At 49.6% G+C, this 19,577-nt stretch carries 17 protein-coding genes; 11 read left to right on the top strand and 6 right to left on the bottom strand.

The window, feature by feature from the left end; translation table 11 throughout:
* Positions 1–342 precede the first annotated feature (342 nt).
* Positions 343–993 (bottom strand): outer membrane protein, encoded by a 651-nt coding sequence (locus DFR47_RS02230; protein WP_113942766.1) that lies wholly within the window; start codon positions 991–993, stop codon positions 343–345.
* Positions 994–1,544: 551 nt separating this feature from the next.
* Here DFR47_RS02230 and DFR47_RS02220 point away from each other — a divergent pair.
* The 6 genes from DFR47_RS02220 to DFR47_RS02195 all read left to right on the top strand — a co-directional run bounded on the left by DFR47_RS02220 (position 1,545) and on the right by DFR47_RS02195 (position 7,234).
* Positions 1,545–2,327 carry an SDR family oxidoreductase gene (locus tag DFR47_RS02220; protein ID WP_113942764.1) on the top strand — a complete coding sequence of 261 codons (783 nt, stop codon included), beginning with the start codon at positions 1,545–1,547 and terminating at the stop codon, positions 2,325–2,327.
* Positions 2,324–4,420, top strand: coding sequence for an excinuclease ABC subunit UvrC (gene uvrC / locus DFR47_RS02215; protein ID WP_113942763.1), 2,097 nt, complete (start codon positions 2,324–2,326; stop codon positions 4,418–4,420). Before DFR47_RS02220 ends, uvrC begins: the two co-directional genes overlap by 4 nt.
* 274 nt (positions 4,421–4,694) lie before the next feature.
* Positions 4,695–5,273 (top strand): CDP-diacylglycerol--glycerol-3-phosphate 3-phosphatidyltransferase, encoded by a 579-nt coding sequence (gene pgsA / locus DFR47_RS02210; protein WP_113942762.1) that lies wholly within the window; start codon positions 4,695–4,697, stop codon positions 5,271–5,273.
* 8 nt (positions 5,274–5,281) lie between these two features.
* Positions 5,282–5,539, top strand: coding sequence for a molybdopterin converting factor subunit 1 (gene moaD / locus DFR47_RS02205; protein ID WP_113942761.1), 258 nt, complete (start codon positions 5,282–5,284; stop codon positions 5,537–5,539).
* 4 nt (positions 5,540–5,543) lie between these two features.
* Positions 5,544–6,023, top strand: coding sequence for a molybdenum cofactor biosynthesis protein MoaE (locus DFR47_RS02200; protein ID WP_113942760.1), 480 nt, complete (start codon positions 5,544–5,546; stop codon positions 6,021–6,023).
* A 416-nt stretch (positions 6,024–6,439) separates the two neighbouring features.
* Positions 6,440–7,234, top strand: a complete 795-nt coding sequence (locus DFR47_RS02195) for a YbaY family lipoprotein (RefSeq protein WP_113942759.1) — start codon at positions 6,440–6,442, stop codon at positions 7,232–7,234.
* A gap of 188 nt (positions 7,235–7,422) precedes the next feature.
* Here the strand turns inward: DFR47_RS02195 and ndk are convergent, their stop codons facing one another.
* The gene (ndk, locus tag DFR47_RS02190; protein ID WP_075654638.1) at positions 7,423–7,845 is read right to left on the bottom strand and encodes a nucleoside-diphosphate kinase; all 423 of its coding nucleotides are present in this window, start codon (positions 7,843–7,845) and stop codon (positions 7,423–7,425) included.
* A 354-nt stretch (positions 7,846–8,199) separates the two neighbouring features.
* Between ndk and DFR47_RS02185 the strand changes: the two genes are divergently transcribed.
* Both DFR47_RS02185 and DFR47_RS02180 read left to right on the top strand, forming a co-directional pair.
* On the top strand, positions 8,200–8,712 hold the full coding sequence (locus DFR47_RS02185) for a DinB family protein (protein WP_113943192.1): 513 nt from the start codon (positions 8,200–8,202) through the stop codon (positions 8,710–8,712).
* A 78-nt stretch (positions 8,713–8,790) separates the two neighbouring features.
* Positions 8,791–10,698, top strand: coding sequence for an ABC-F family ATP-binding cassette domain-containing protein (locus DFR47_RS02180; RefSeq protein WP_113942758.1), 1,908 nt, complete (start codon positions 8,791–8,793; stop codon positions 10,696–10,698).
* 72 nt (positions 10,699–10,770) lie between these two features.
* Here the strand turns inward: DFR47_RS02180 and DFR47_RS02175 are convergent, their stop codons facing one another.
* The 4 genes from DFR47_RS02175 to DFR47_RS02160 form a co-directional block, all read right to left on the bottom strand.
* Entirely contained in the window at positions 10,771–11,328 is a 558-nt protein-coding gene (locus tag DFR47_RS02175) for a hypothetical protein (RefSeq protein ID WP_113942757.1), read from the bottom strand.
* Complete coding sequence (locus DFR47_RS02170; RefSeq protein WP_113942756.1) at positions 11,325–11,774, bottom strand: DNA polymerase III subunit chi; 450 nt, start codon at positions 11,772–11,774, stop codon at positions 11,325–11,327. Before DFR47_RS02170 ends, DFR47_RS02175 begins: the two co-directional genes overlap by 4 nt.
* Positions 11,775–11,903: 129 nt before the next feature.
* The gene (locus DFR47_RS02165) at positions 11,904–12,512 is read right to left on the bottom strand and encodes a hypothetical protein (RefSeq protein ID WP_113942755.1); all 609 of its coding nucleotides are present in this window, start codon (positions 12,510–12,512) and stop codon (positions 11,904–11,906) included.
* 210 nt (positions 12,513–12,722) lie between these two features.
* Positions 12,723–14,210, bottom strand: a complete 1,488-nt coding sequence (locus tag DFR47_RS02160; protein ID WP_113942754.1) for a leucyl aminopeptidase — start codon at positions 14,208–14,210, stop codon at positions 12,723–12,725.
* A gap of 279 nt (positions 14,211–14,489) precedes the next feature.
* On the opposite strand from DFR47_RS02160, the gene lptF reads away from it, so the two are divergent.
* From lptF to DFR47_RS02145, 3 genes are read left to right on the top strand one after another with little or no spacing between them, the layout of a single operon-like run.
* Positions 14,490–15,695: an LPS export ABC transporter permease LptF gene (gene lptF / locus DFR47_RS02155; protein WP_113942753.1), complete on the top strand. Its 1,206-nt coding sequence runs from the start codon at positions 14,490–14,492 to the stop codon at positions 15,693–15,695.
* Positions 15,692–16,780 (top strand): LPS export ABC transporter permease LptG, encoded by a 1,089-nt coding sequence (gene lptG / locus DFR47_RS02150; RefSeq protein ID WP_113942752.1) that lies wholly within the window; start codon positions 15,692–15,694, stop codon positions 16,778–16,780. Before lptF ends, lptG begins: the two co-directional genes overlap by 4 nt.
* Positions 16,780–19,134 (top strand): LPS-assembly protein LptD, encoded by a 2,355-nt coding sequence (locus tag DFR47_RS02145; protein ID WP_113942751.1) that lies wholly within the window; start codon positions 16,780–16,782, stop codon positions 19,132–19,134. The genes lptG and DFR47_RS02145 overlap by 1 nt, the downstream gene beginning before the upstream one ends.
* Positions 19,135–19,577: the final 443 nt, after the last annotated feature.

The raw sequence follows: 19,577 nt of genomic DNA, 5'->3' as shown, positions 1-19,577 counted from the left end.
CATTTTCGTTTCAGAGAAAGAAGATTGCCTGACACAGCAAAAGATGACTCCTGATTGCGGCAGCAGAAATGCAGCACCGTGGAAAAAAACCGGCCTTATTATGTCTGAAAAGTGACATGGATTTTCACGGAAAATTCGCTTCAAAAATAGATAACCTATTGATATTAAATATATAATCTTATCTCAAAACAAAAAAGAAGGCCGGGATTACCCGACCTTCTTCATCATAGCTTAACTAAGCCTCAATATTCGCATTTTACCGACCGGCGGCACCGCGATAAAGCGACGACGCTTTTTCTCAACCGAATGGCTAGAAGCGAATCTGCGACTATTCAGTGCCCTTCAGAACTTGTAACCAACGCCAACACGGATATCGTGGCTCTGGAGTTTGGTACCTGAAAAGACTTCATTGTCTAATCGAACATCTTTTTTACCAAAATCTGCAAAACGGTACTCCAGACGGGCACTGACTTTTTCTGTCAGCATAGTTTCCGCACCAACACCGGCGGTCCAGCCAACACGAAACTGTTTTACGCTATCTGTAGGCGTTTTAGCGCTAAATTGCGCTCCGGCAACACCGGCTGTTATGTAAGGCATGACGGTTCCCATGTCATAACCTAAACGTGTACGAAGGGAACCTTCAAAACCACCCTTAACGCTCAATTCGTCATCTTTTTCTTTAACAGTATTGTAACCGGCATCGCCTTCAACACCATAAACGATATTGTCGTTTTGAAAGTTCCAGCCTGCATAACCGCCTAGCTTCACGCTACCTTTTTTTCCCGTACTATCAGAAAAGTCGTTTTTGGAAGTGTTTATAGCACCTCCAAGATAGCCACCGATATAACCACCTTCCCAATTATTCTGTGGCGCAGTCTGTACAACCGGCACCGGCTCCATTGGTAGCGCACCGATTGCATCAGCAGCAAAAGCCGGAACAGCTACAGGCATTAAAGCCGCGGACATCAAAGCCAGAGTTTTAAAATGCGTCATAATATTTCCTAACAATATATATTTAAAAAATCAGCGCCTGAAACGATAACAAGCATTCCAATAATTACGGCGCAGTTTATTCCTGCATTAAGCTGCTCATGCAAAGGCAGGCAACACAGATCAACACTGTCTAAAACTCAAAAACAAGATCAAAATACGACAATAAAATGAAGGAAATGCAATGGTACAAATTTACAACATTCTATTTTAAATCAACTACCTACTTTAAATAATAAAATAATTTATGCCTCACATCATTTCTTTATTTTTTCTTTTCTATCGTAAGAAATTACTGCATGTCTCTCATAAACAATCCGGCAGCGCAGGATCGTATTTCCCGTCGTGAGCACATGCTGTTTCTGAGTTTTTCAGCGCTCAGAATCTGCAATGCGATTCTCAACCGAAAACTGTGTCTGGCTGTGCGCTTTTTTACGTCAGTGCGGCAAAATAATCTGATCCGTGATAGAATTATTCATAACCGCTGATTTGCTTTCGCAACAATGACGGATACATAACAGTCTATCGTACAACGCTTAAGGAGCCTGCGCCCAATGACTGCCATGCGGACTGTGTCTGAGGTCTTACCTGTCACCCTGATTACCGGTGGTGCAAAGCGTATTGGCAGCCATATTGCGCAGGATCTGGCCGCACGCGGCTATCCGGTTATTATTCACTGCAATCGGTCAACCACACAGGCAGAGACACTGGCGCAGCGTATCCGCGACAAGGGCGGCAAAGCGGCTGTTGTATCCGCAGACCTCTCAGACGATAAACAGGTCGCGAGCCTGATGGAGCAGGCTTCACAGCCTTTTGGCTCTATCGAACTGCTGGTCAATAATGCTTCCGTCTTTGAGGATGACCGTATCGGCTCCCTCACCCATGATCTCTGGGATCGCCATTTTGCAGTGCATGTCAAAGCGCCGGTCTTTCTGGCGCAGGCCATGGCAGAGGCTCTGCCGGAAGATAAGCAAGGGCTGATCATCAATATCACCGATCAGCGTGTACAAAAGCTCAACCCGCAATTCATCTCCTATACCCTGTCGAAAACCGCACTCTGGACTGCAACACGCACACTGGCTCAGGCACTCGCTCCCGCTATCCGCGTCAATGCCATTGCACCGGGGCCGACCTTGCCAAGCGAAAGACAACAGCCAGGTGATTTTGAAAAACAGGTTGATGCCGTGTTATTAAAAAAAGCACCGCTGCTGGATGAATTTGCCACCACGATTGACTATCTGTGGAAAACACGCTCCGTCACCGGACAAATGATTGCACTGGACGGCGGACAGCATCTGGCATGGGAAACGCCGGATATTGCAGGTATTTCGGAATGACAAACAGCATGAACAGTACGGATATTGCACTTCCTGAGAATGACACGGAAGAAGATATCCTGCTGAGCAATGATAGTGGTGACGACGACGAAGGTTTTACCGAGGAAACCAGTTCGGCCGCGGAGCTGGCCAGCAATATCCGCTGGGATTCTGCGCTGGATGAATTTGATGCCTCCACACAGAACCTGAGTGGTCCTGATGTCATCAATGCTTTTGTGAAAAAACTGCCGAACAGCCCCGGCGTCTATCGCATGTTCAATGGCGAAGGCGATGTGCTGTATGTCGGTAAAGCCAAGAGTCTGAAAAAACGCGTCAGCAATTATGCGCGCGGTCAGGGACACAGTAATCGTATTGCCCGTATGATCCGCGAAACGACAACAATGGAATTTGTTGTCACCCGTACCGAAACAGAGGCGCTGCTGCTGGAAGCGAATCTGATCAAGCGTTTACGCCCGCGTTTTAACGTGTTGCTTCGGGATGATAAGTCTTTTCCCTATATTCTGATTTCCGGCGATACCCGCGCACCCGGCATTTTCAAACATCGCGGTGCCCGCTCGCGTAAAGGCGAATATTACGGCCCTTTCGCATCTGCTGGCGCGGTAACACGTACCATCAGCGTGCTTGAACGTGCTTTCCTGCTGCGCAGCTGCGCCGATTCCATGTTTGAAAGCCGCACGCGCCCTTGCCTGCTGCATCAGATCAAACGCTGTTCAGGCCCCTGCACGCAGGAAATCAGCGATGAGGATTATGCAGGTCTGGTGCGTGAGGCTAAAGCCTTTCTCTCAGGCCGCAGCAAAGCCGTGCAGCAACAAATGCGCGATGCCATGACGGCAGCCTCGGAAGAACTGGATTTTGAACGCGCGGCGATATTCCGTGACCGCCTCTCTGCGCTGTCGCATATTCAGTCCCATCAGGGCATCAACCCGCAGACCGTGGACGAGGCAGATGTGTTTGCCATTCATCAGGAAGGCGGGCTGGCCTGTATTCAGGTCTTCTTCTTCCGCACCGGCCAGAACTGGGGCAACCGCGCTTATTTCCCGAAAGCTGATCCGTCCCTGTCGGCTGCGGAAGTGCTTGGCGCTTTCATCACCCAGTTTTACGATAACAAACCCTGCCCGCAGCTGATCCTGCTCTCAGAGAATGTCGAAGAGAAGGAACTGCTTGGTGAAGCGCTGTCGGCCTCTGCCGGTCGCCGCGTGACGATCAATGTACCGCAGCGTGGTGAAAAGAAAGATCTCGTCGATCATGCCATGACCAATGCCCGCGAAACGCTGGGGCGCCGACTTGCTGAAACATCCTCACAGGCGAGACTGCTCAAGGCAATGGCAGAAACCTTTGAACTGCCGTTTGTTCCGCGGCGCATCGAGGTTTACGATAACTCCCATATTATGGGTACCAATGCGGTCGGCGGCATGATCGTTGCCGGACAGGAAGGGTTTGTTAAAAACCAATATCGCAAGTTCAATATCCGCTCGACCGATATTACACCGGGCGATGACTTTGGCATGATGCGTGAAGTGATCGAACGCCGCTTTGGCCGCCTGATCAAAGACCATATGAATGAACTGGAAACACAGGCTCCCAAAGCGCTCACTGAAGGTGAAACAGATGCTGAGGAGATTGCGGATGACAGCTTCCCGGCATGGCCGGATGTTATTCTGATCGATGGTGGTCAGGGACAGGTCGGCGCCGTGCGCGATATCCTCACCCAGCTTGGCATCAATGATAAGGTTATCTCCATCGGTATCGCCAAGGGCGTTGACCGTGAAGCAGGACGTGAGCGGTTCTTTGTCAGCGGCAAACCGTCCTTTACGCTGCCGCCGCGCGATCCGGTTTTATATTTCATCCAGCGTATGCGCGATGAGGCACACCGCTTTGCCATCGGCACCCATCGGGCAAAACGTAAAAAAGAAATGATTAAAAGTCCGCTGGATGAGATCGGTGGTATCGGCCCTTCACGCAAGCGCGCTTTGCTGCATGAATTCGGCACGGCAAAAGCCGTTGCGGGCGCAGCTCTCGCTGATCTGCGTAAAGTGGAAGGTATCTCGGAAGCGTTGGCGCAAACCATTTATGACCACTTCCGTGATCAATAATGGGTTATCTGACGCAATATACACATAATAAGGCTTTTAAATACAGTCAGGCGGTTGCTTTTTAGCCTATAGCGGGATTGATGGTAACCAGCTGACAATGATTTGTCGTATAGCATAAATCTGAGAGTACGGCCTTGGTTCTATGAGCGAAGGCAGTCTCTGAATAATTGCACTAATATGAACCTCAGGGTTCGATTTCTCCCGACAATGGCCTTGGCCGGTGTCTTTCCGGAATGCGGATTTCGAGCGAATTTCAGGCGGATTTCAGAGGACTATGAGTAAACACACATTATCACTGCCCAACATCCTTACATATGCACGTATCGTTGCTGTGCCACTTGTGGTTCTGTGCTTTTTTCTGGAAGGCCATTTAAAGAGCAGCGACACCGCGAGATGGTGGGCGCTTGGTCTATTTGCGGCAGCCAGCATTACCGATTTCTTTGACGGCTATCTTGCCCGCATGTGGAAACAGACATCGAATATCGGGCGTATGCTCGATCCGATTGCCGATAAGCTGCTGGTCTCCGCTATTCTGCTGCTGCTGGCCGCTGACGGTACAATTGCCGGCTGGACGCTCTGGGCTGCGATTATCATTCTCTGCCGTGAAATTCTGGTTTCAGGCCTGCGTGAATATCTTGCTGATCTTAAAGTCAGCGTACCGGTTTCACAGCTCGCTAAATGGAAAACCACTGTGCAGATGATCGCGCTGGCATTTTTGCTCGCAGGCCCTGCCGGTGACAAAATCCTGCCTTACACCACTGAAACCGGACTGGTTCTGCTTTGGGTATCGGCTATTCTGACACTCTATACCGGTTGGGATTATTTCCGTGCCGGTATCAAACACATGATCTGATCAAAGCCATGACAGTCAAACTGGTTTATTTCGCGTGGGTTCGGGAGCAGATCGGCAAGCAGGAAGAAACGCTTAGCCTGCCGGACAGTGTTATAACTGTGTCTGACCTCCTGAAACATCTGACCGGTCTCGGCGAAAACTATGCGCAAGCCTTACGTTTCGCCGATGTTATTCGTGTCGCGATCAATCAGGAGCATGTCGATCACGATACGCCTCTTGCTGATGCCCGTGAGATTGCTCTTTTCCCTCCGATGACCGGAGGCTAATAACATGCAGCCGTATATCCTCGTCTCAACGGATGATTTTGATGCGGCTGCTCTGACCTCGCACATGACTGACGGGCGCACGGATATCGGCGCCATTGTCAGCTTTACCGGTTATTGCCGCGATGAAAATAAAACACTACTAGCGCTGGAGCTCGAACATTATCCGGGCATGGCGGAGGCGCAACTCACCCGCATCGCGGAAAATGCCCTGCAACGCTGGCCGCTACAGGCCGTTACCATTGTGCATCGCAGCGGTATGATTAAGGCAGGTGAGCAGATTGTTTTTGTCGCCACCGCCAGCAAACATCGTCAGGCGGCGTTTGAAGCGGCAGAGTTTCTGATGGATTATCTGAAAAGCGATGCCCCGTTCTGGAAAAAAGAGCATTTAGCAGCCCCTGCCCGCACAGATACCGATCCGCAATCTGCCTGGGTACAAGCCAAAGCCAGCGACGAAAACCTGAAAAAACGCTGGCAGGATAAGTAATCATTCCGCAGGGCTGATCACGCTGATCTCTCCCATAAAAAAGAATAAACTTTTACAAGCGGTTAGATGATTTTAACAATCATATGAAATTATTCACAGCAGCTTGCATTGCCATAAGTAAACCATAAAATCCGTACAATCATGCCAGCATGAATCATTGTCTTTCTGATTTGTGATCAGGTTGCTGATTTTAGCACTGATGCCGCAATAGAAATTCAGTTATTACAAATAGCACTAAAGATTTTTCCAAGCATAAAGCCGTAGAAAAATATTGACTAAAACCGGTTAAGGTTAAATCTTAACCACAATGTTGTGTTTAATCATTCGCCGTTAATAGATTACCGGCTAATATGTTTGTCTTGATCATTTCCGCAAAAGAAGTGCTCTGACAGACTAAACAACAAACAGGACGAACTATGTTGATTGGTAAAGCGCGGATTATTGCAGCATCTCTGGTCGGTCTTGCCGTACTGGGTGGCAGCGTTTTGATCCTGTCCTCGGCCATGCCAACGCAAAGCATCGCGTCTGAAAAGAGCATCCGCGGTACAGTGATGTATCGCGAACGCATTGCCCTGCCGCCGGAAGCAACGCTGACTGTGCAGTTGCAGGATGTCTCTTTGGCAGATGCGCCTGCGAAGATTATTGCTGAGCAGCAGCTCACCACTATTCCTTCCGCCCCTATTCCGTTTGAACTGAAGTTTGATTCCTCCAAACTAGAGGCAGGTCATACCTATGCGCTGCAGGCACGTATCAGTGCCGGTGATACGCTATGGTTCATCAATGATACACGGCATGAATTCAATCCGGAGCAATTCAAAAACCCGTATGAAATCCGCGTTGTCAATGTGCGCAATAATGCTGCGGTACAGACACCGCTGACACTGGAAAACCACCAATGGCTGACCGAAGACATTCGTGGTGCAGGCGTGATTGATACGGCGCAGACCACATTGTCGATTTCGCCAACCGGTGAAGTTTCCGGCTCCGGCGGTTGCAACGGCTATTTTGGCAAAGCAACAATTACCGGTGAAGCATTGAGCTTTGGCACAATAGGCTCCACATTCATGCAGTGCCCGCCGGCATTGATGGATCAGGAAACCAAATTTCTGGATGTGCTGAAACAGACCCGTCAGTTCAATATCAGCAATGGCAAACTCTATCTGCTGGGTGATAACGGGCAGGAACTCGCACGGCTCGCCAGCAACGGCTGATTCACTCTATAGTTTTATGACAACGGGCGCTTATTCAGAATAAGCGCCCGTTTTTTTATAACTCACACCGCATAAAAAAAGCGCCGCATCACTGCAGCGCTTTTTTCATTTTCTTTGAAGCATTATTCAACGCAAAACCGGTACCCGCTTTTGGCTCGTAAATGCTATAAAATCAGCAGCTAATCAGATTAGCCAACGATTTCTGTCGAAGAGAACCAGTAGGTGATTTCCTGAGCAGCTGTTTCAGGAGCATCGGAACCGTGTACGGAGTTTTCACCGATCGACAGAGCGAAGGTTTTACGGATTGTGCCTTCAGCAGCATCTGCCGGATTGGTTGCTCCCATAACTTCGCGGTTTTTCAGGATGGCGTTTTCGCCTTCCAGAACCTGAACGATTGTCGGGCCGGAAGTCATGGTTTCAACCAGCTCACCGAAGAAAGGACGTGCAGCATGCACAGCGTAGAAGCCTTCAGCTTCGCGCTTGCTCATCCATACGCGCTTGGAAGCAACAACACGCAGACCAGCTTCTTCGAGCTTGGCGGTGATTGCACCGGTCAGGTTGCGCTTGGTTGCATCTGGCTTGATCATGGAAAAGGTACGTTCGATGGCCATTGGTTGTCCTGTATATATTTTGAGGAAAGGTGCCGTTCTATACCCTCACAGCCATTTACAGTCAAATAAGATCATTAAATCTGCCGTAAAATGCGACTGAAAACGCTATAAATACGCGCCCTGTTCTGTTTCTGACAGCTCAATCCGGCCTCGCCGTTCTGAGCATCATTTTATCTGCACTGCCATACATAACTTCTACATAATACAATGAAATGACAAAGCACTGATAATACAGCGATTTAACCTGCTATAACCGCCAAGACAGGTTATAGTTAACGGGTGTGAACGGGATGGCCGCGATTCTGCTTTTTCAAGCGGGATAAAGCTACTTTAAATTTTGAAGAAAGCTGAATGATGAAGCAACATTTTCAAATGCTTGCTGCCTATAATGGCTGGGCGAATAAACAGCTGTTTGATGGTGTCTCAGTTTTAAGCGAAAGCGAATACCGGCAGGATGCCGGCCTGTTTTACAAGTCCATCCACGCCACACTCAATCATCTGCTGGGCAATGACCGGCTATGGATGAAACGGTTTACCGGAGAAGGTGATCCCCCTAAAACACCTGATGCTATTCTCTATCTGGCCTTAGCTGATTTGCGTGCAGCACGTATGCAGGAAGATGCGCGTATTCTGGAGTGGCTGGAAGGCCTCTCTCCCGCAGAGGTATCCGGCCGCTTCGTGTTTCTTAATATGAGCGATATGCGCACGATCAGCCAGCGACTTGCCCCTGCCCTTGCCCATCTGTTCAATCATCAGACCCATTATCGCGGGCAGGTTCACGCCGCACTCACCATGCTGAAACATCCGGCACCGGATCTGGACATGATGATTTTTCAGAAATCAGAAAGCGGTCGCCGCTTCGTCTGATATTTTCCGCTCATTTGCTGTCTCTTTCGGGCATTTTTGCCTCTTGCACAAATGCAATATCCCGTGCAAAACCGCTCTATGTTGATCCTTAATGATATAACCGTCCGCATGGTCGGACGCGTCCTCATCGACCATGGCAGTGCAACACTGCCATCTGGTTCAAAGACCGGTTTTGTCGGCCGCAACGGCACGGGCAAATCAACGCTATTCAAGGTGATTACCGGTGAATTATCGTCGGATACCGGCGATATCTCTATTCCGAAAAACACCCGCATCGGTCAGGTTGCGCAGGAAGCCCCCGGCACAGAGGAATCTCTGATCGAGATCGTGCTGAAAGCGGATAAAGAGCGACTGGCTCTGTTGCAAGAAGCCGAAACGGCGACTGATCCGGCACGTATTTCTGAAATTCATATCCGCCTTGCCGATATTGAATCTCATTCAGCAGAAGCCCGTGCCAGTGCTATTCTTTCCGGCCTCGGCTTTGATGCGGAAGCGCAGTTGCGCCCTGCCTCGTCGTTCTCGGGCGGCTGGCGTATGCGTGTGGCACTGGCGGCTGTGCTCTTCGCCCAGCCTGATCTGTTGCTACTCGATGAGCCAACCAACTATCTCGACCTTGAAGGCGTATTGTGGCTGATTGATTATATCAAGCGCTACCCTTACACCGTCATCATCATCAGCCATGATCGTGATCTGCTGAACTCGGCTACCAGCTCCATTCTGCATCTGGAAAATAAAAAGCTGACCTTCTGGAAAGGCAATTATGACCAGTTCGAGCGCCAGCGCGCCGAAATGCTGGAATTGCAACAGAAGCAACGTGTGAAGCAGGAAGCCCATCGCAAGCACATGGAATCCTTTGTAGAGCGGTTCCGCGCCAAAGCTTCCAAGGCACGTCAGGCACAGTCCCGCCTGAAAGCCCTGCAAAAGCTGAAGCCGATTGCCGCGCATTATGATGAGCATGTGCAGCCGTTCAAATTTCCTGAAGCGGAAAAAGTGGCAGCATCGCCAATCATCGCGCTGGAAAATGCCGATGTCGGCTATGAAACCGGCAAGCCGATCCTGCGCAATCTCTCATTACGTATTGATAATGACGACCGCATTGCCCTGCTCGGTTCCAATGGTAACGGTAAGTCTACGCTGGCCAAGCTGATCTCCGGACGGTTGAAACCGGAAGGCGGCACACTCACTCTTTCGCCTGCCTTGAAAGTGGCTTTCTTTGCCCAGCATCAGCTGGATGATCTGGTGCCGGATGACAATGCCATCGAGCATGTGCGTAAGCTGATGCCGGATGCACCGGAAGCGAAAGTGCGTGCCCGCGTCGCGCAAATGGGACTGGCAACGGAAAAGATGCTCACCAAAGCCAAAGAGCTTTCCGGTGGTGAAAAAGCACGCTTGCTGATGGGGCTGGCAACATTCCACGGCCCGAACCTGCTGATCCTCGATGAGCCGACCAACCATCTGGATATCGACAGCCGCGAAGAACTCGTTCACGCGCTGAATGATTTCAAAGGTGCTGTTATCCTCATCGCCCATGATCGCCATCTGATCGAAGCAACCATGGATCGTCTCTGGCTGGTGCGTAACGGTACAGTCAAACCTTATGACGGTGATCTGGATGATTACCGCTCACTGGTGCTCAGCGACAAAAGCACACCGAACAGCACCGTTGAGGCTGTTCAGGAGGTCGCTATCGTTGATGAAGGGCCGAAACTCAGTAAAGTTGAGCAGCGTAAACTGGCTGCACAGAAGCGTGACCAGCTTAAGCCGCTGCAGAAAAAGATTAATGATTCCGAGTCTTTAATGCAGAAACTGCAGAAAGAGATTCAAGGTCTGAAAAACAAATTGGAAGACCCTGAACTTTATACCAAGGATGCCCAGAAAGCTGTGCAATTCAACATTGATCTGAAAGCCGCGGAAACCAAACTGGCTGACGCTGAAGAAAAATGGCTGACCTATTCTGCGGAATATGAAGAGGCTATGGCCGAGTAAAACAGTTTCTGCTCTGTTTAAATTTAAGCCCGCCGTTTCAGTGAACCGGCGGGCTTAATTTATTGAAGGATTTTAAGCTTTCGGACGTCTGCGAAAACGCATAAATCCGTAAAGACCTGCCACCATGACAACCACGCCCAGCGTGACATAGTTCTCATCAACCGGTGGCGCACCACGGCGTAAAACCAGATCAGCCCGTGTCAGCGACAAACCATCTTCCACTGCCCGCACACTGAACTCGTAAGTCCCTGTTTGCAGTGTCTCCATATCTTTCGCGTCTTGACGGATCACGGCGCCGCTTTGCGGAAGATCACGCTGTTCATTACCGCTTTTCGGGCTGTAGCTGAGGCGTTCAGCCAGCACCGGCACGCCATCGCGTGAGACTGCGAGATTGAGCACAGACGGTCTTTGACCACTGATAGCGCCCTGCATCGGCTTGGCATCAACAAAGATCCGCAACGGCGCATCTTCAGGCTTTAATTGTACCTTCGCAGTCTGATAGCCGCCCTCACGCTGATAGAGCACCCATGTGCCGATTTCCTCACCGCCAAAATGACGTTGCGCCCATGGCCAGATCACACCGGTCGCCAGACCGCCCAAAAACAGCAAAATACAGAAAATGCGCATCATGCTTTTTTCTCCCAGCGGCGATCCGCATTCTGCTGCCAATAAGTCAATTGATGGCCGGCCGCTTTCAGGCTCTTCCACTGCTCGCGCGCTTTGGTCAGCTGAGCGGCATCATGACCGTCGAACATCACCACCAGACGATCATAATTTTCCGCACCGACAATATCTGCCCCCTCAACGACAAAGCGTACAGTCGCACCGTTATGAGTGTCTGTGGTGGTTGTGAGCAGTGCTGGTTGATGTTCTGCATTGGGCTGCACATCCGTGCCATGTGCCAGAAAGGATGTATTGTTCCACGTCCATAGAAGCCGGTCGAGTTCTTCCCGTCGTTCTTCCGAGGTCATCTGAATCACCACACGCCAGCCGCGCTCCAGCGAGCGGTCAACCAGCCCCGGCAAAGCCTCATCCAGAACGGATTCTGTCAGATGATAAAACAGAATTTCAGCCATCGACCAATACAGGGAGAATTTCCCTTACCTCTCACATCTCAAAACACCGGATAAAAGCTTAAACCAGAAACAAAACGGCCTGTCGATCAGACAGGCCGTTTCATACATAAAAACTATGCAAGCTGTGAATTATGCAGCTTTGACACTCTGTTTTTGAGCAGGTGCCGCAACAATGCTGCGAACACCAAGGCAAAGCAGCATGAAATAGCTCAGGCTTTCCAGCACCTCTTCAAAAAACTCATTATAGGCAAAACCATCCATCTTTTCGAAAACTTCGCCAAAGAGGATCAGAGCAGCGGCCAGGTAAAACGGCCATGCTTTGCGGCTGAACACAAATTGCAGCACCGGACGCACATAGGCAGAATGCAGGAAAATATAAACTGCGGCAAAGCCAATCACCAAAATCGCTTCATGCCAGCGGAAAGCATGGGATTTGATATAGCCGCTGACCGGTCCGGTCGGCTCGACCTCAAGCTCGCGGAAGAAGAAGATCAGCATCAGCAGACACATGCCGATAGCAAACATGCGTGCCGGTCCCTCACTGCGCAAGCCGCCGATCAGGAATGCAAGCGCTGCAAGCCCCAGATAGATCAGCTGCAGATTTTCCAGCAGCCCCTCTTCCCCCATCTCAACCGCAAGATTGTTCAGATCGGTGACAAGATAAAAGAACAAAGCATTGATCAGCAGCAGCCCGATTGTCAGGCTGATAAAACCGCGCGAAGAAAAAGATGGGAACACAGGACTATCCGGATAAAGAAGGCTTTACCCGTGTGAAAATGACTGCGGGTGACAAAGCGGCTTAATGAATTATTTGTGACATCTTAACAAAAACTTGCTGCAAAACATATCAAAAATCCACGCAGCGACTTCAATTAATGTTGAGCGCGGAAAGACAAGCATTAAAAAAGCCGGTGCAATGCACCGGCTTTTCTCGTGATTGGAATGCTATTACGCTTCGTAATGGTCGCGAACCAGACGATCCAGCAAACGCACGCCAAAGCCTGAGCCCCAGGATTCATTGTAGTCGCTTGCAGGTGAATCCATTGCGGTACCGGCAATATCCAGATGCGCCCAAGGTGTATCGCCGACAAAACGCTTGAGGAACTGCGCCGCAGTGATCGAACCGGCAGGACGACCGGCCGAGTTACGCATATCCGCAAACTTGGAATCAATAATCTTGTCATATTCCTTGGTCAGCGGCAGACGCCACAGTTTTTCACCACTGCTCTGACCGGCATCAAACAACTGACCTGCCAGTTCATCATCGTTCGAGAACAGACCGGCATGCTGTGTACCCAGAGCAATCACGATTGCGCCGGTCAGTGTTGCCAGATTGATCATGAAGCGTGGCTTGTGGGTCTTCGCGGTGTAATACAGCGCATCGGCCAGAACCAAACGGCCTTCCGCATCGGTATTGATCACTTCGATGGTCTGACCGGACATAGTTGTGACAATATCGCCCGGACGCTGTGCGTTACCGTCAGGCATATTCTCTACCAGACCGATGACGCCAACCACATTGACCTTGGCTTTACGACCGGCCAGTGCACGCATCAGACCGGTAACAGCAGCCGCGCCGCCCATATCGCCCTTCATATCTTCCATACCCAGCGCAGGCTTGATGGAGATACCGCCGGTATCGAACACAACGCCCTTACCAACAAAAGCAACCGGCTTGTCTTTAGCCTTGCCGCCATTCCATTCCATAACCACCAGACGCGGCGGACGAACGGAACCCTGAGCAACGCCGAGCAGCGAGCCCATGCCGAGCTTTTTCATTTCTTTTTCGGTGAGAATGGTGATTTTTACACCAAGCTTTTCAAGCTTTTCTGCTTCGGCAGCAAATTCAACAGGACCGAGAATATTGGCCGGTTCATTGACCAGATCACGTGCCAGCAAGACGCCTTCACCGATTTCAGCGGCAGCTTCATAAGCTTTTTCAGCGCCTGCAGCATCAGCAACCTGAATGGTCAGCTTAACGTCTTTAGCGTCTGCTTTATCTTCATTTTTCTTGGTCTTATATTTATCAAAGCGATAGGCGCGCAGCTGTGCACCAAGCGCAAAGTCTGCAGCCGCTTCTGCGGAAATTTCCAGACCTTCAACAGCGAGAATCGCATTGGCTTCTGAGGATTTGCCGATTTTGGCAAAAGCAGCGCCACCGATTTTCAGCCAGTCGTCATTTTTCAGCTTGGCAGGATCACCGATACCAACAAGCACCAGACGCTCTGCGCCCGCACCTTCTGCGAGATAAGTTTCAAGCGTTGCACCAAGCTTGCCCTTGAAACCGGCTTTCGCAATCAGACCGGAAACAAAGCCTTCACCGCCGACATGGGCAGCCTGAGCGGCAACCGAACCGTCTTTGCTGACAGGAACAATCACGACATCTTTCAGCTTTTCTGAAAAATTCGAGAACTTGATGACTGGATTTTTGGACATAATAACTCCAACAGGTAAAAACAGAGTCGCATAACTTATTTATTGTGTGGCGCTATCCCACCTAAACCACAAGCCATAAATTATCGTCTCTGACGAATAAGTGTTTTGTTAACCTAATTTCTTCGTCTATTTTTAGCCAAGACGGATTTATGATAGACACTGAGATTATGACAAGAGTTTGCGCGTTAAGATTATTTCACTATAAGGCGACATCAACTCTGCATATCTTGCAAATAATAACAGGTTCAGCCCCTAAGGTTCAGGATGTAAATTCAGCGCATGAAACTGATTGAGCGATACATCCTGCGCCGCGTAGGGATTATGTTTCTGGCCGTGTTCTGCGCGGCCATCGGCATTACGTGGACTGTTCAGGTATTGCAGCGCATCAACTTCCTGACTTCCAGCGGTCAGTCGCTTGCAACAGCTATTCAGTTTTTCTCGCTGTTTATTCCGTCCGTTATTCCTCTGGTCATGCCTTTTGCGCTGGTTATTGCGATTACTCAGACGCTTTCCACCATGAATCAGGATTCTGAGCTGGTGGTAATCAACGCATCCGGCAGCCCGCGCACCGCCGTGATCCGTCCGATTTTGCTGTTTGCGGCGATGCTTTCCGTGGTTTCATTTCTGGTTGCGAATTTTGTTGATCCCTATGCACGCTATAATATGCGTTCCATGCTCGCCAATGCGAGCGCGGACTTGCTGAATGTTGTGGTGCAGGAAGGCAATTTCCGCAAACTCTCCGACAATCTCTATGTGCAGATTGCAGAGCGTAATACTGACGGCAGCATCGGCGGTATGTTTATTGCCGATTCCCGCGATGCCAATATTGATCTGGTCTATTATGCTCTGAACGGCAGCATCGTCAATAATAACGGCAGTGATGTGCTGCTGATGAATAATGGTGAGATTCAGCGCCGTGATGTCAAAACGGGCAGCGTTTCCATTATTAAATTCGATCAATATGCTTTTGATCTCAGCCAGTTTACCGATGCAAGCGGTGATATGGTGCTCTACGCCAAAGACCGTCACCTGTCTTATCTGATGAATCCCGATAAAAATGACCCGACATTTCAGACCAAACCGTTGCAATATCGCGCTGAATTGCACAAACGTCTGTCAAACTGGATCTATCCTTTTGTCTTCGCTATGATTGCACTGGTTCTGGCCGGTGATGCACGCTCCCATCGTGAAGCCCGTGTATCTGCGTCCTTTTCAGCAATTTCACTGTCACTCGTTGTTTATTGGGCAGGTTATTTCGTGTCAGACCGTGCGGAGAAAAATGCAAGCCTCATACCCGTCATGTATCTGATCCCGCTTGGTGTGATTGCTCTCTGTCTCTATATCTTGTTCAGCGGACGCTCACTCAGCCTGCCTGCTTCATGGTCAGATAAAATTCAGGACATCTCAGAACAAACGGCATCCCGGTTCCGCGGCATTACTGAACGCATTACCGGTCGCAAGAATACTTCCGGAGGTCAATCATGATCGGCTGGACGCTCGGACGCTATTTCTTCATGCGTTATGTAAAAACAACCCTGTATTTTCTGCTGGGTATTTTTGCACTGTCGCTTCTGCTTGATTTCACTGAAAATGCTAGCAAGCTGGCCAACCTCCCCGATTATTCGGTATGGGCGGCGCTGGGACTTTCAGCCATGCGTATTCCTTTTATCATGCAACAGATCATTCCGTTTGTTGCACTATTTTCGGCAATGGCCACCCTCATTTCGCTGAACCGTCGTTATGAGCTCGTTGTTGCGCGTTCTGTCGGTGTTTCCGCATGGCAATTCCTGTTGCCGGCCTGTCTGGGCGCCTTTCTGTTTGGCCTAATCACCATATTCGTCATTAATCCGCTGGCTGCCTATGGTTTCGAAAAATCATTGGAAATCAGCACACAATGGCAAAATGGTAATGTTAATCAGGTTACTGCTCTGCGCGATCCGTGGCTGCGTCAGAAATCTGACGGACAGGAAACAATTATCGGCGCCAAAGGCATTCTTGCACAGGGCACACATCTGACCGATGTCAGCTTCTTTGTGTTCAATGAAGACAAAACAATCAAAGAACGCTTTGATGCCCGTGACGCCCAATTGAAAGAAGGCTACTGGAGCCTGACCAATGTGACGCATATTGTCGAAGGTCAGGAACCGAAAGAGCTTTTATCCACAAAAATTCCGTCTCAGTTAAAGCCGGAATTCCTTGAAGAAAAACTTTCTTCACCCGATACGATTCCGTTTGTGCAATTACCCCGCAAAATCGAAGTCGCCCGTTCTTTCGGCTTTTCGGCCACTGCATTTGACATGCAATTCCAGTCTTTACTGGCTTTGCCTGCGCTTTTGATGGCCATGACGCTGATTGCTGCAACAGTATCATTAAAATTTGTTCGTTCCGGCCAGTCCGGAGCGATGATTCTGGGTGGCATCGTTGCCGGGTTCGTGCTTTATGTCGTCACAGTCCTTGCTAAAGCTTTTGGCACGGCAGGATTCGTGCCACCTTTTGTGGCGGCGTGGGTTCCGGTATTGATTGCAACATTTTTTGGAATCTCCTTTTTGCTCCATAAGGAGGATGGTTAGTGGGATTGAGTAGCTCCCGCACGACAGTTTCTGAGTATCTCTCGCGTCTCGCACGCGGGACTGCGCTGGCGTGCATTTTTTCCACCTCTGCAATAATTTCCCTGTCTTCCATGGCCTATAGTCAGGAAGGCTTGGCTTCTGGCGAGTTTGGCAGTCAGTATCAGTCCAATCCTGATGCTAAAATGCTGTTGCAGGCCGACAATCTGATTGTCGACCGCGACCAGAATACAGTGACTGCTGCGGGCAATGTTCAGATTGAATATGACGGCAATCGTCTGGTTGCGCGTCAGGTTGTCTATAATCAGAAAACCAAGCGCATGGTCGCTAAAGGCAATGTTGAAATTGTCGAAAAAGACGGCAATCGCATTTACTCTGATGAAATGGACGTGACTGACGATTTCCGCGATGGCTTTGTAAACGGCCTGCGCGTTGAAACCGTTGATGACACACGTTTTGCCGCGGAAAGCGCGGAGCGCAGCCTCGGCGAAATTACGACCTTTAATAACGGCGTGTACACAGCTTGTCGCGCCTGCGCCACAGATCCGAACAAACCGGTTCTCTGGCAGGTAAAAGCCAAGAAAATTATCTGGAACGGCACCAAGAAAACAGTTCGTTTTGAAGGCGGCCGTTTTGAAATGTTCGGCAAATCACTGTTTGCCCTGCCCGCATTTGAAATTGCTGATCCGTCTACCAAGCGTAAGAGCGGTTTTCTGTTCCCGAGCTTCATGTATAAAGACGAGCTCGGCTTTGGTGTGCGCGGTGGTTATTTCTGGAATCTGGCACCGAATTACGACATCACCACTTATGGCACAGCTTTAAGCAAACAGGGTTTCCTGAGTGAAACCGAGTGGCGTCATCGCCTTGAGAACGGCACCTACAATATTCGTGTTGCGGGTATTTATCAGGCGAATCCGGGTCAGTTCAGCTCTGATAAAGTTGACGCTCAGGAACGCATGCGCGCCATGGTTTCCTCTAAAGGTGATTTCAAAATCAATCCGCGCTGGAGTTTCGGCTGGGATGTGATTGCGCAGACCGACAAGAATTTCAGCCGCACTTACAAGCTCAGCGGTTACGGCTCTGAAACACTGACATCGAATGTTTATTTGCGCGGTATATCCGGTCGCAATCACCTTGATATTAACCTCTATAAATTCAAGGTTCAGGAAGATGTACTCAATGGCAGCCCGAATGCCGTTGATACAAAACAGCCTTGGGTTCTGCCAAGCATCGACTATCTCTACACGGTTCCGGGCTCTGTTTATGGCGGTGAACTGACAATCACCAGCAATCTGCAGGGTATTTATCGTGAGACATCCGATGTGTTCCAGCTGAACAACAACGGAAACATGCGTGACTTCATTCGCGGTATGAAAGGCACCAGTGCCCGTCTGACTACGGAAGCCGAATGGAAACGGACTTTCATCACTGAACAGGGGCTGGTTATCACTCCTCTTTTCGCTCTGCGCGGCGATGCCATTGGTATTAGCAGCAATGATAAATTCAACACGGTTGATGAAATCCGTTCACAAGCTTTCCGTGGCATGGCAACAGCCGGTCTTGAAGTACGCTGGCCGATCTTGTTCTCAACGACCAGCATGACGCAAATTCTGGAACCGACTGCCCAAATCTTTGTGCGTAATGATGAACCTTATGCAGGTCGTCTGCCGAATGAAGACGCCCAGAGCTTTGTGTTTGACGCAACCAGTCTTTTCCAGCGTGACAAATTTTCCGGTTACGATCGCGTTGAAGGCGGCACACGTGCCAATCTCGGTCTGCGTTATTCCGGTAACATGAATAATGGCTGGTCAATTCACGGACTGGCAGGTCAGTCCTTCCAGCTTGGCGGTCTGAATTCCTTTGCTGAAAGTGACTTCGTTGGTGCCGGTGCTGATTCCGGTCTCGAAGGCAAGCGTTCCGATTATGTGGCTATGCTCGGCATGTCCAATAATTCCGGCCTTGCTTTTGCTGCCCGCGGTCGCTTCGACAAAGACAATCTGGCCGTTAAACGCGGTGAGGTTGAAGCCAGCCATAGCGGACAAATTGTTCAGGCTTCTGTGAAATATGCTTATATCACCAAGCAGCCTGATTATGGTTACGCTGAAAATCGTCAGGAAATCAGTTTGAGCGGCTCAACCCGCTTCAAGGAAAACTGGCGCGTATTTGGTTCCGGTACTTATGATATCGTGTCCGACACGCTGGTGCGTGCACAATCTGGTCTGGCCTATGACGATGAGTGCTTCACTTATTCCATGGCTTATATCCAGACACGCAGCCCTGGTCAGGACAAGATTTCCCATTCGGTCGGATTTAATATTTCCTTCCGCACACTGGGTGAAGTCGGCAATTCGTTCTGATCTCATTCTAAATAAGATAGTTTTTACGGCTCGCTTTATGCGGGCCGTAATTTTATTCACGCCTTGCCGATCGTTCAATCAACATAATGACGAGCCACAAACGCAACATAAAATCGTACGATTTACTATTTAGAACAGTTTTACATCTATAGCGCTGATCGGACAGCATACAAATTGTAGTTGTGCTTTATTTAGCTTGGCAAAAGCAGAAGGTGTGAAGATTGAGTATGTCTCTTCTTCTGTCTGGTAACAGAAATCGGGCTAAGAAGGATTAAAATTTACAGTTTTAATGCATTCTTCATCATATGAGAGATTGTTTCACTGCACCTGCTCATTTATACAAGAACGAAAATCCTGACAGGATGTGACTGAGCAAAGCGTTTTATCTATTATTTCTCCGTGTTCGGAGAGGAGCGCATCCTGAAAAGCGTAACGGGAAACCA

This window comes from Pseudochrobactrum asaccharolyticum (assembly GCF_003314995.1).
GTDB classification, from domain to species: Bacteria; Pseudomonadota; Alphaproteobacteria; order Rhizobiales; family Rhizobiaceae; genus Pseudochrobactrum; species Pseudochrobactrum asaccharolyticum.
This window is presented reverse-complemented; position numbering and strand designations above follow the sequence as displayed.

Bases quoted from the DNA above. Each gene is read 5' to 3' on its own strand.
- DFR47_RS02230 (WP_113942766.1), bottom strand. From the start codon at position 993: ATGACGCATTTTAAAACTCTGGCTTTGATGTCCGCGGCTTTAATGCCT.
- DFR47_RS02220 (WP_113942764.1), top strand. From the start codon at position 1,545: ATGACTGCCATGCGGACTGTGTCTGAGGTCTTACCTGTCACCCTGATT.
- uvrC (WP_113942763.1), top strand. From the start codon at position 2,324: ATGACAAACAGCATGAACAGTACGGATATTGCACTTCCTGAGAATGAC.
- pgsA (WP_113942762.1), top strand. From the start codon at position 4,695: ATGAGTAAACACACATTATCACTGCCCAACATCCTTACATATGCACGT.
- moaD (WP_113942761.1), top strand. From the start codon at position 5,282: ATGACAGTCAAACTGGTTTATTTCGCGTGGGTTCGGGAGCAGATCGGC.
- DFR47_RS02200 (WP_113942760.1), top strand. From the start codon at position 5,544: ATGCAGCCGTATATCCTCGTCTCAACGGATGATTTTGATGCGGCTGCT.
- DFR47_RS02195 (WP_113942759.1), top strand. From the start codon at position 6,440: ATGTTGATTGGTAAAGCGCGGATTATTGCAGCATCTCTGGTCGGTCTT.
- ndk (WP_075654638.1), bottom strand. From the start codon at position 7,845: ATGGCCATCGAACGTACCTTTTCCATGATCAAGCCAGATGCAACCAAG.
- DFR47_RS02185 (WP_113943192.1), top strand. From the start codon at position 8,200: ATGAAGCAACATTTTCAAATGCTTGCTGCCTATAATGGCTGGGCGAAT.
- DFR47_RS02180 (WP_113942758.1), top strand. From the start codon at position 8,791: ATGTTGATCCTTAATGATATAACCGTCCGCATGGTCGGACGCGTCCTC.
- DFR47_RS02175 (WP_113942757.1), bottom strand. From the start codon at position 11,328: ATGATGCGCATTTTCTGTATTTTGCTGTTTTTGGGCGGTCTGGCGACC.
- DFR47_RS02170 (WP_113942756.1), bottom strand. From the start codon at position 11,774: ATGGCTGAAATTCTGTTTTATCATCTGACAGAATCCGTTCTGGATGAG.
- DFR47_RS02160 (WP_113942754.1), bottom strand. From the start codon at position 14,210: ATGTCCAAAAATCCAGTCATCAAGTTCTCGAATTTTTCAGAAAAGCTG.
- lptF (WP_113942753.1), top strand. From the start codon at position 14,490: ATGAAACTGATTGAGCGATACATCCTGCGCCGCGTAGGGATTATGTTT.
- lptG (WP_113942752.1), top strand. From the start codon at position 15,692: ATGATCGGCTGGACGCTCGGACGCTATTTCTTCATGCGTTATGTAAAA.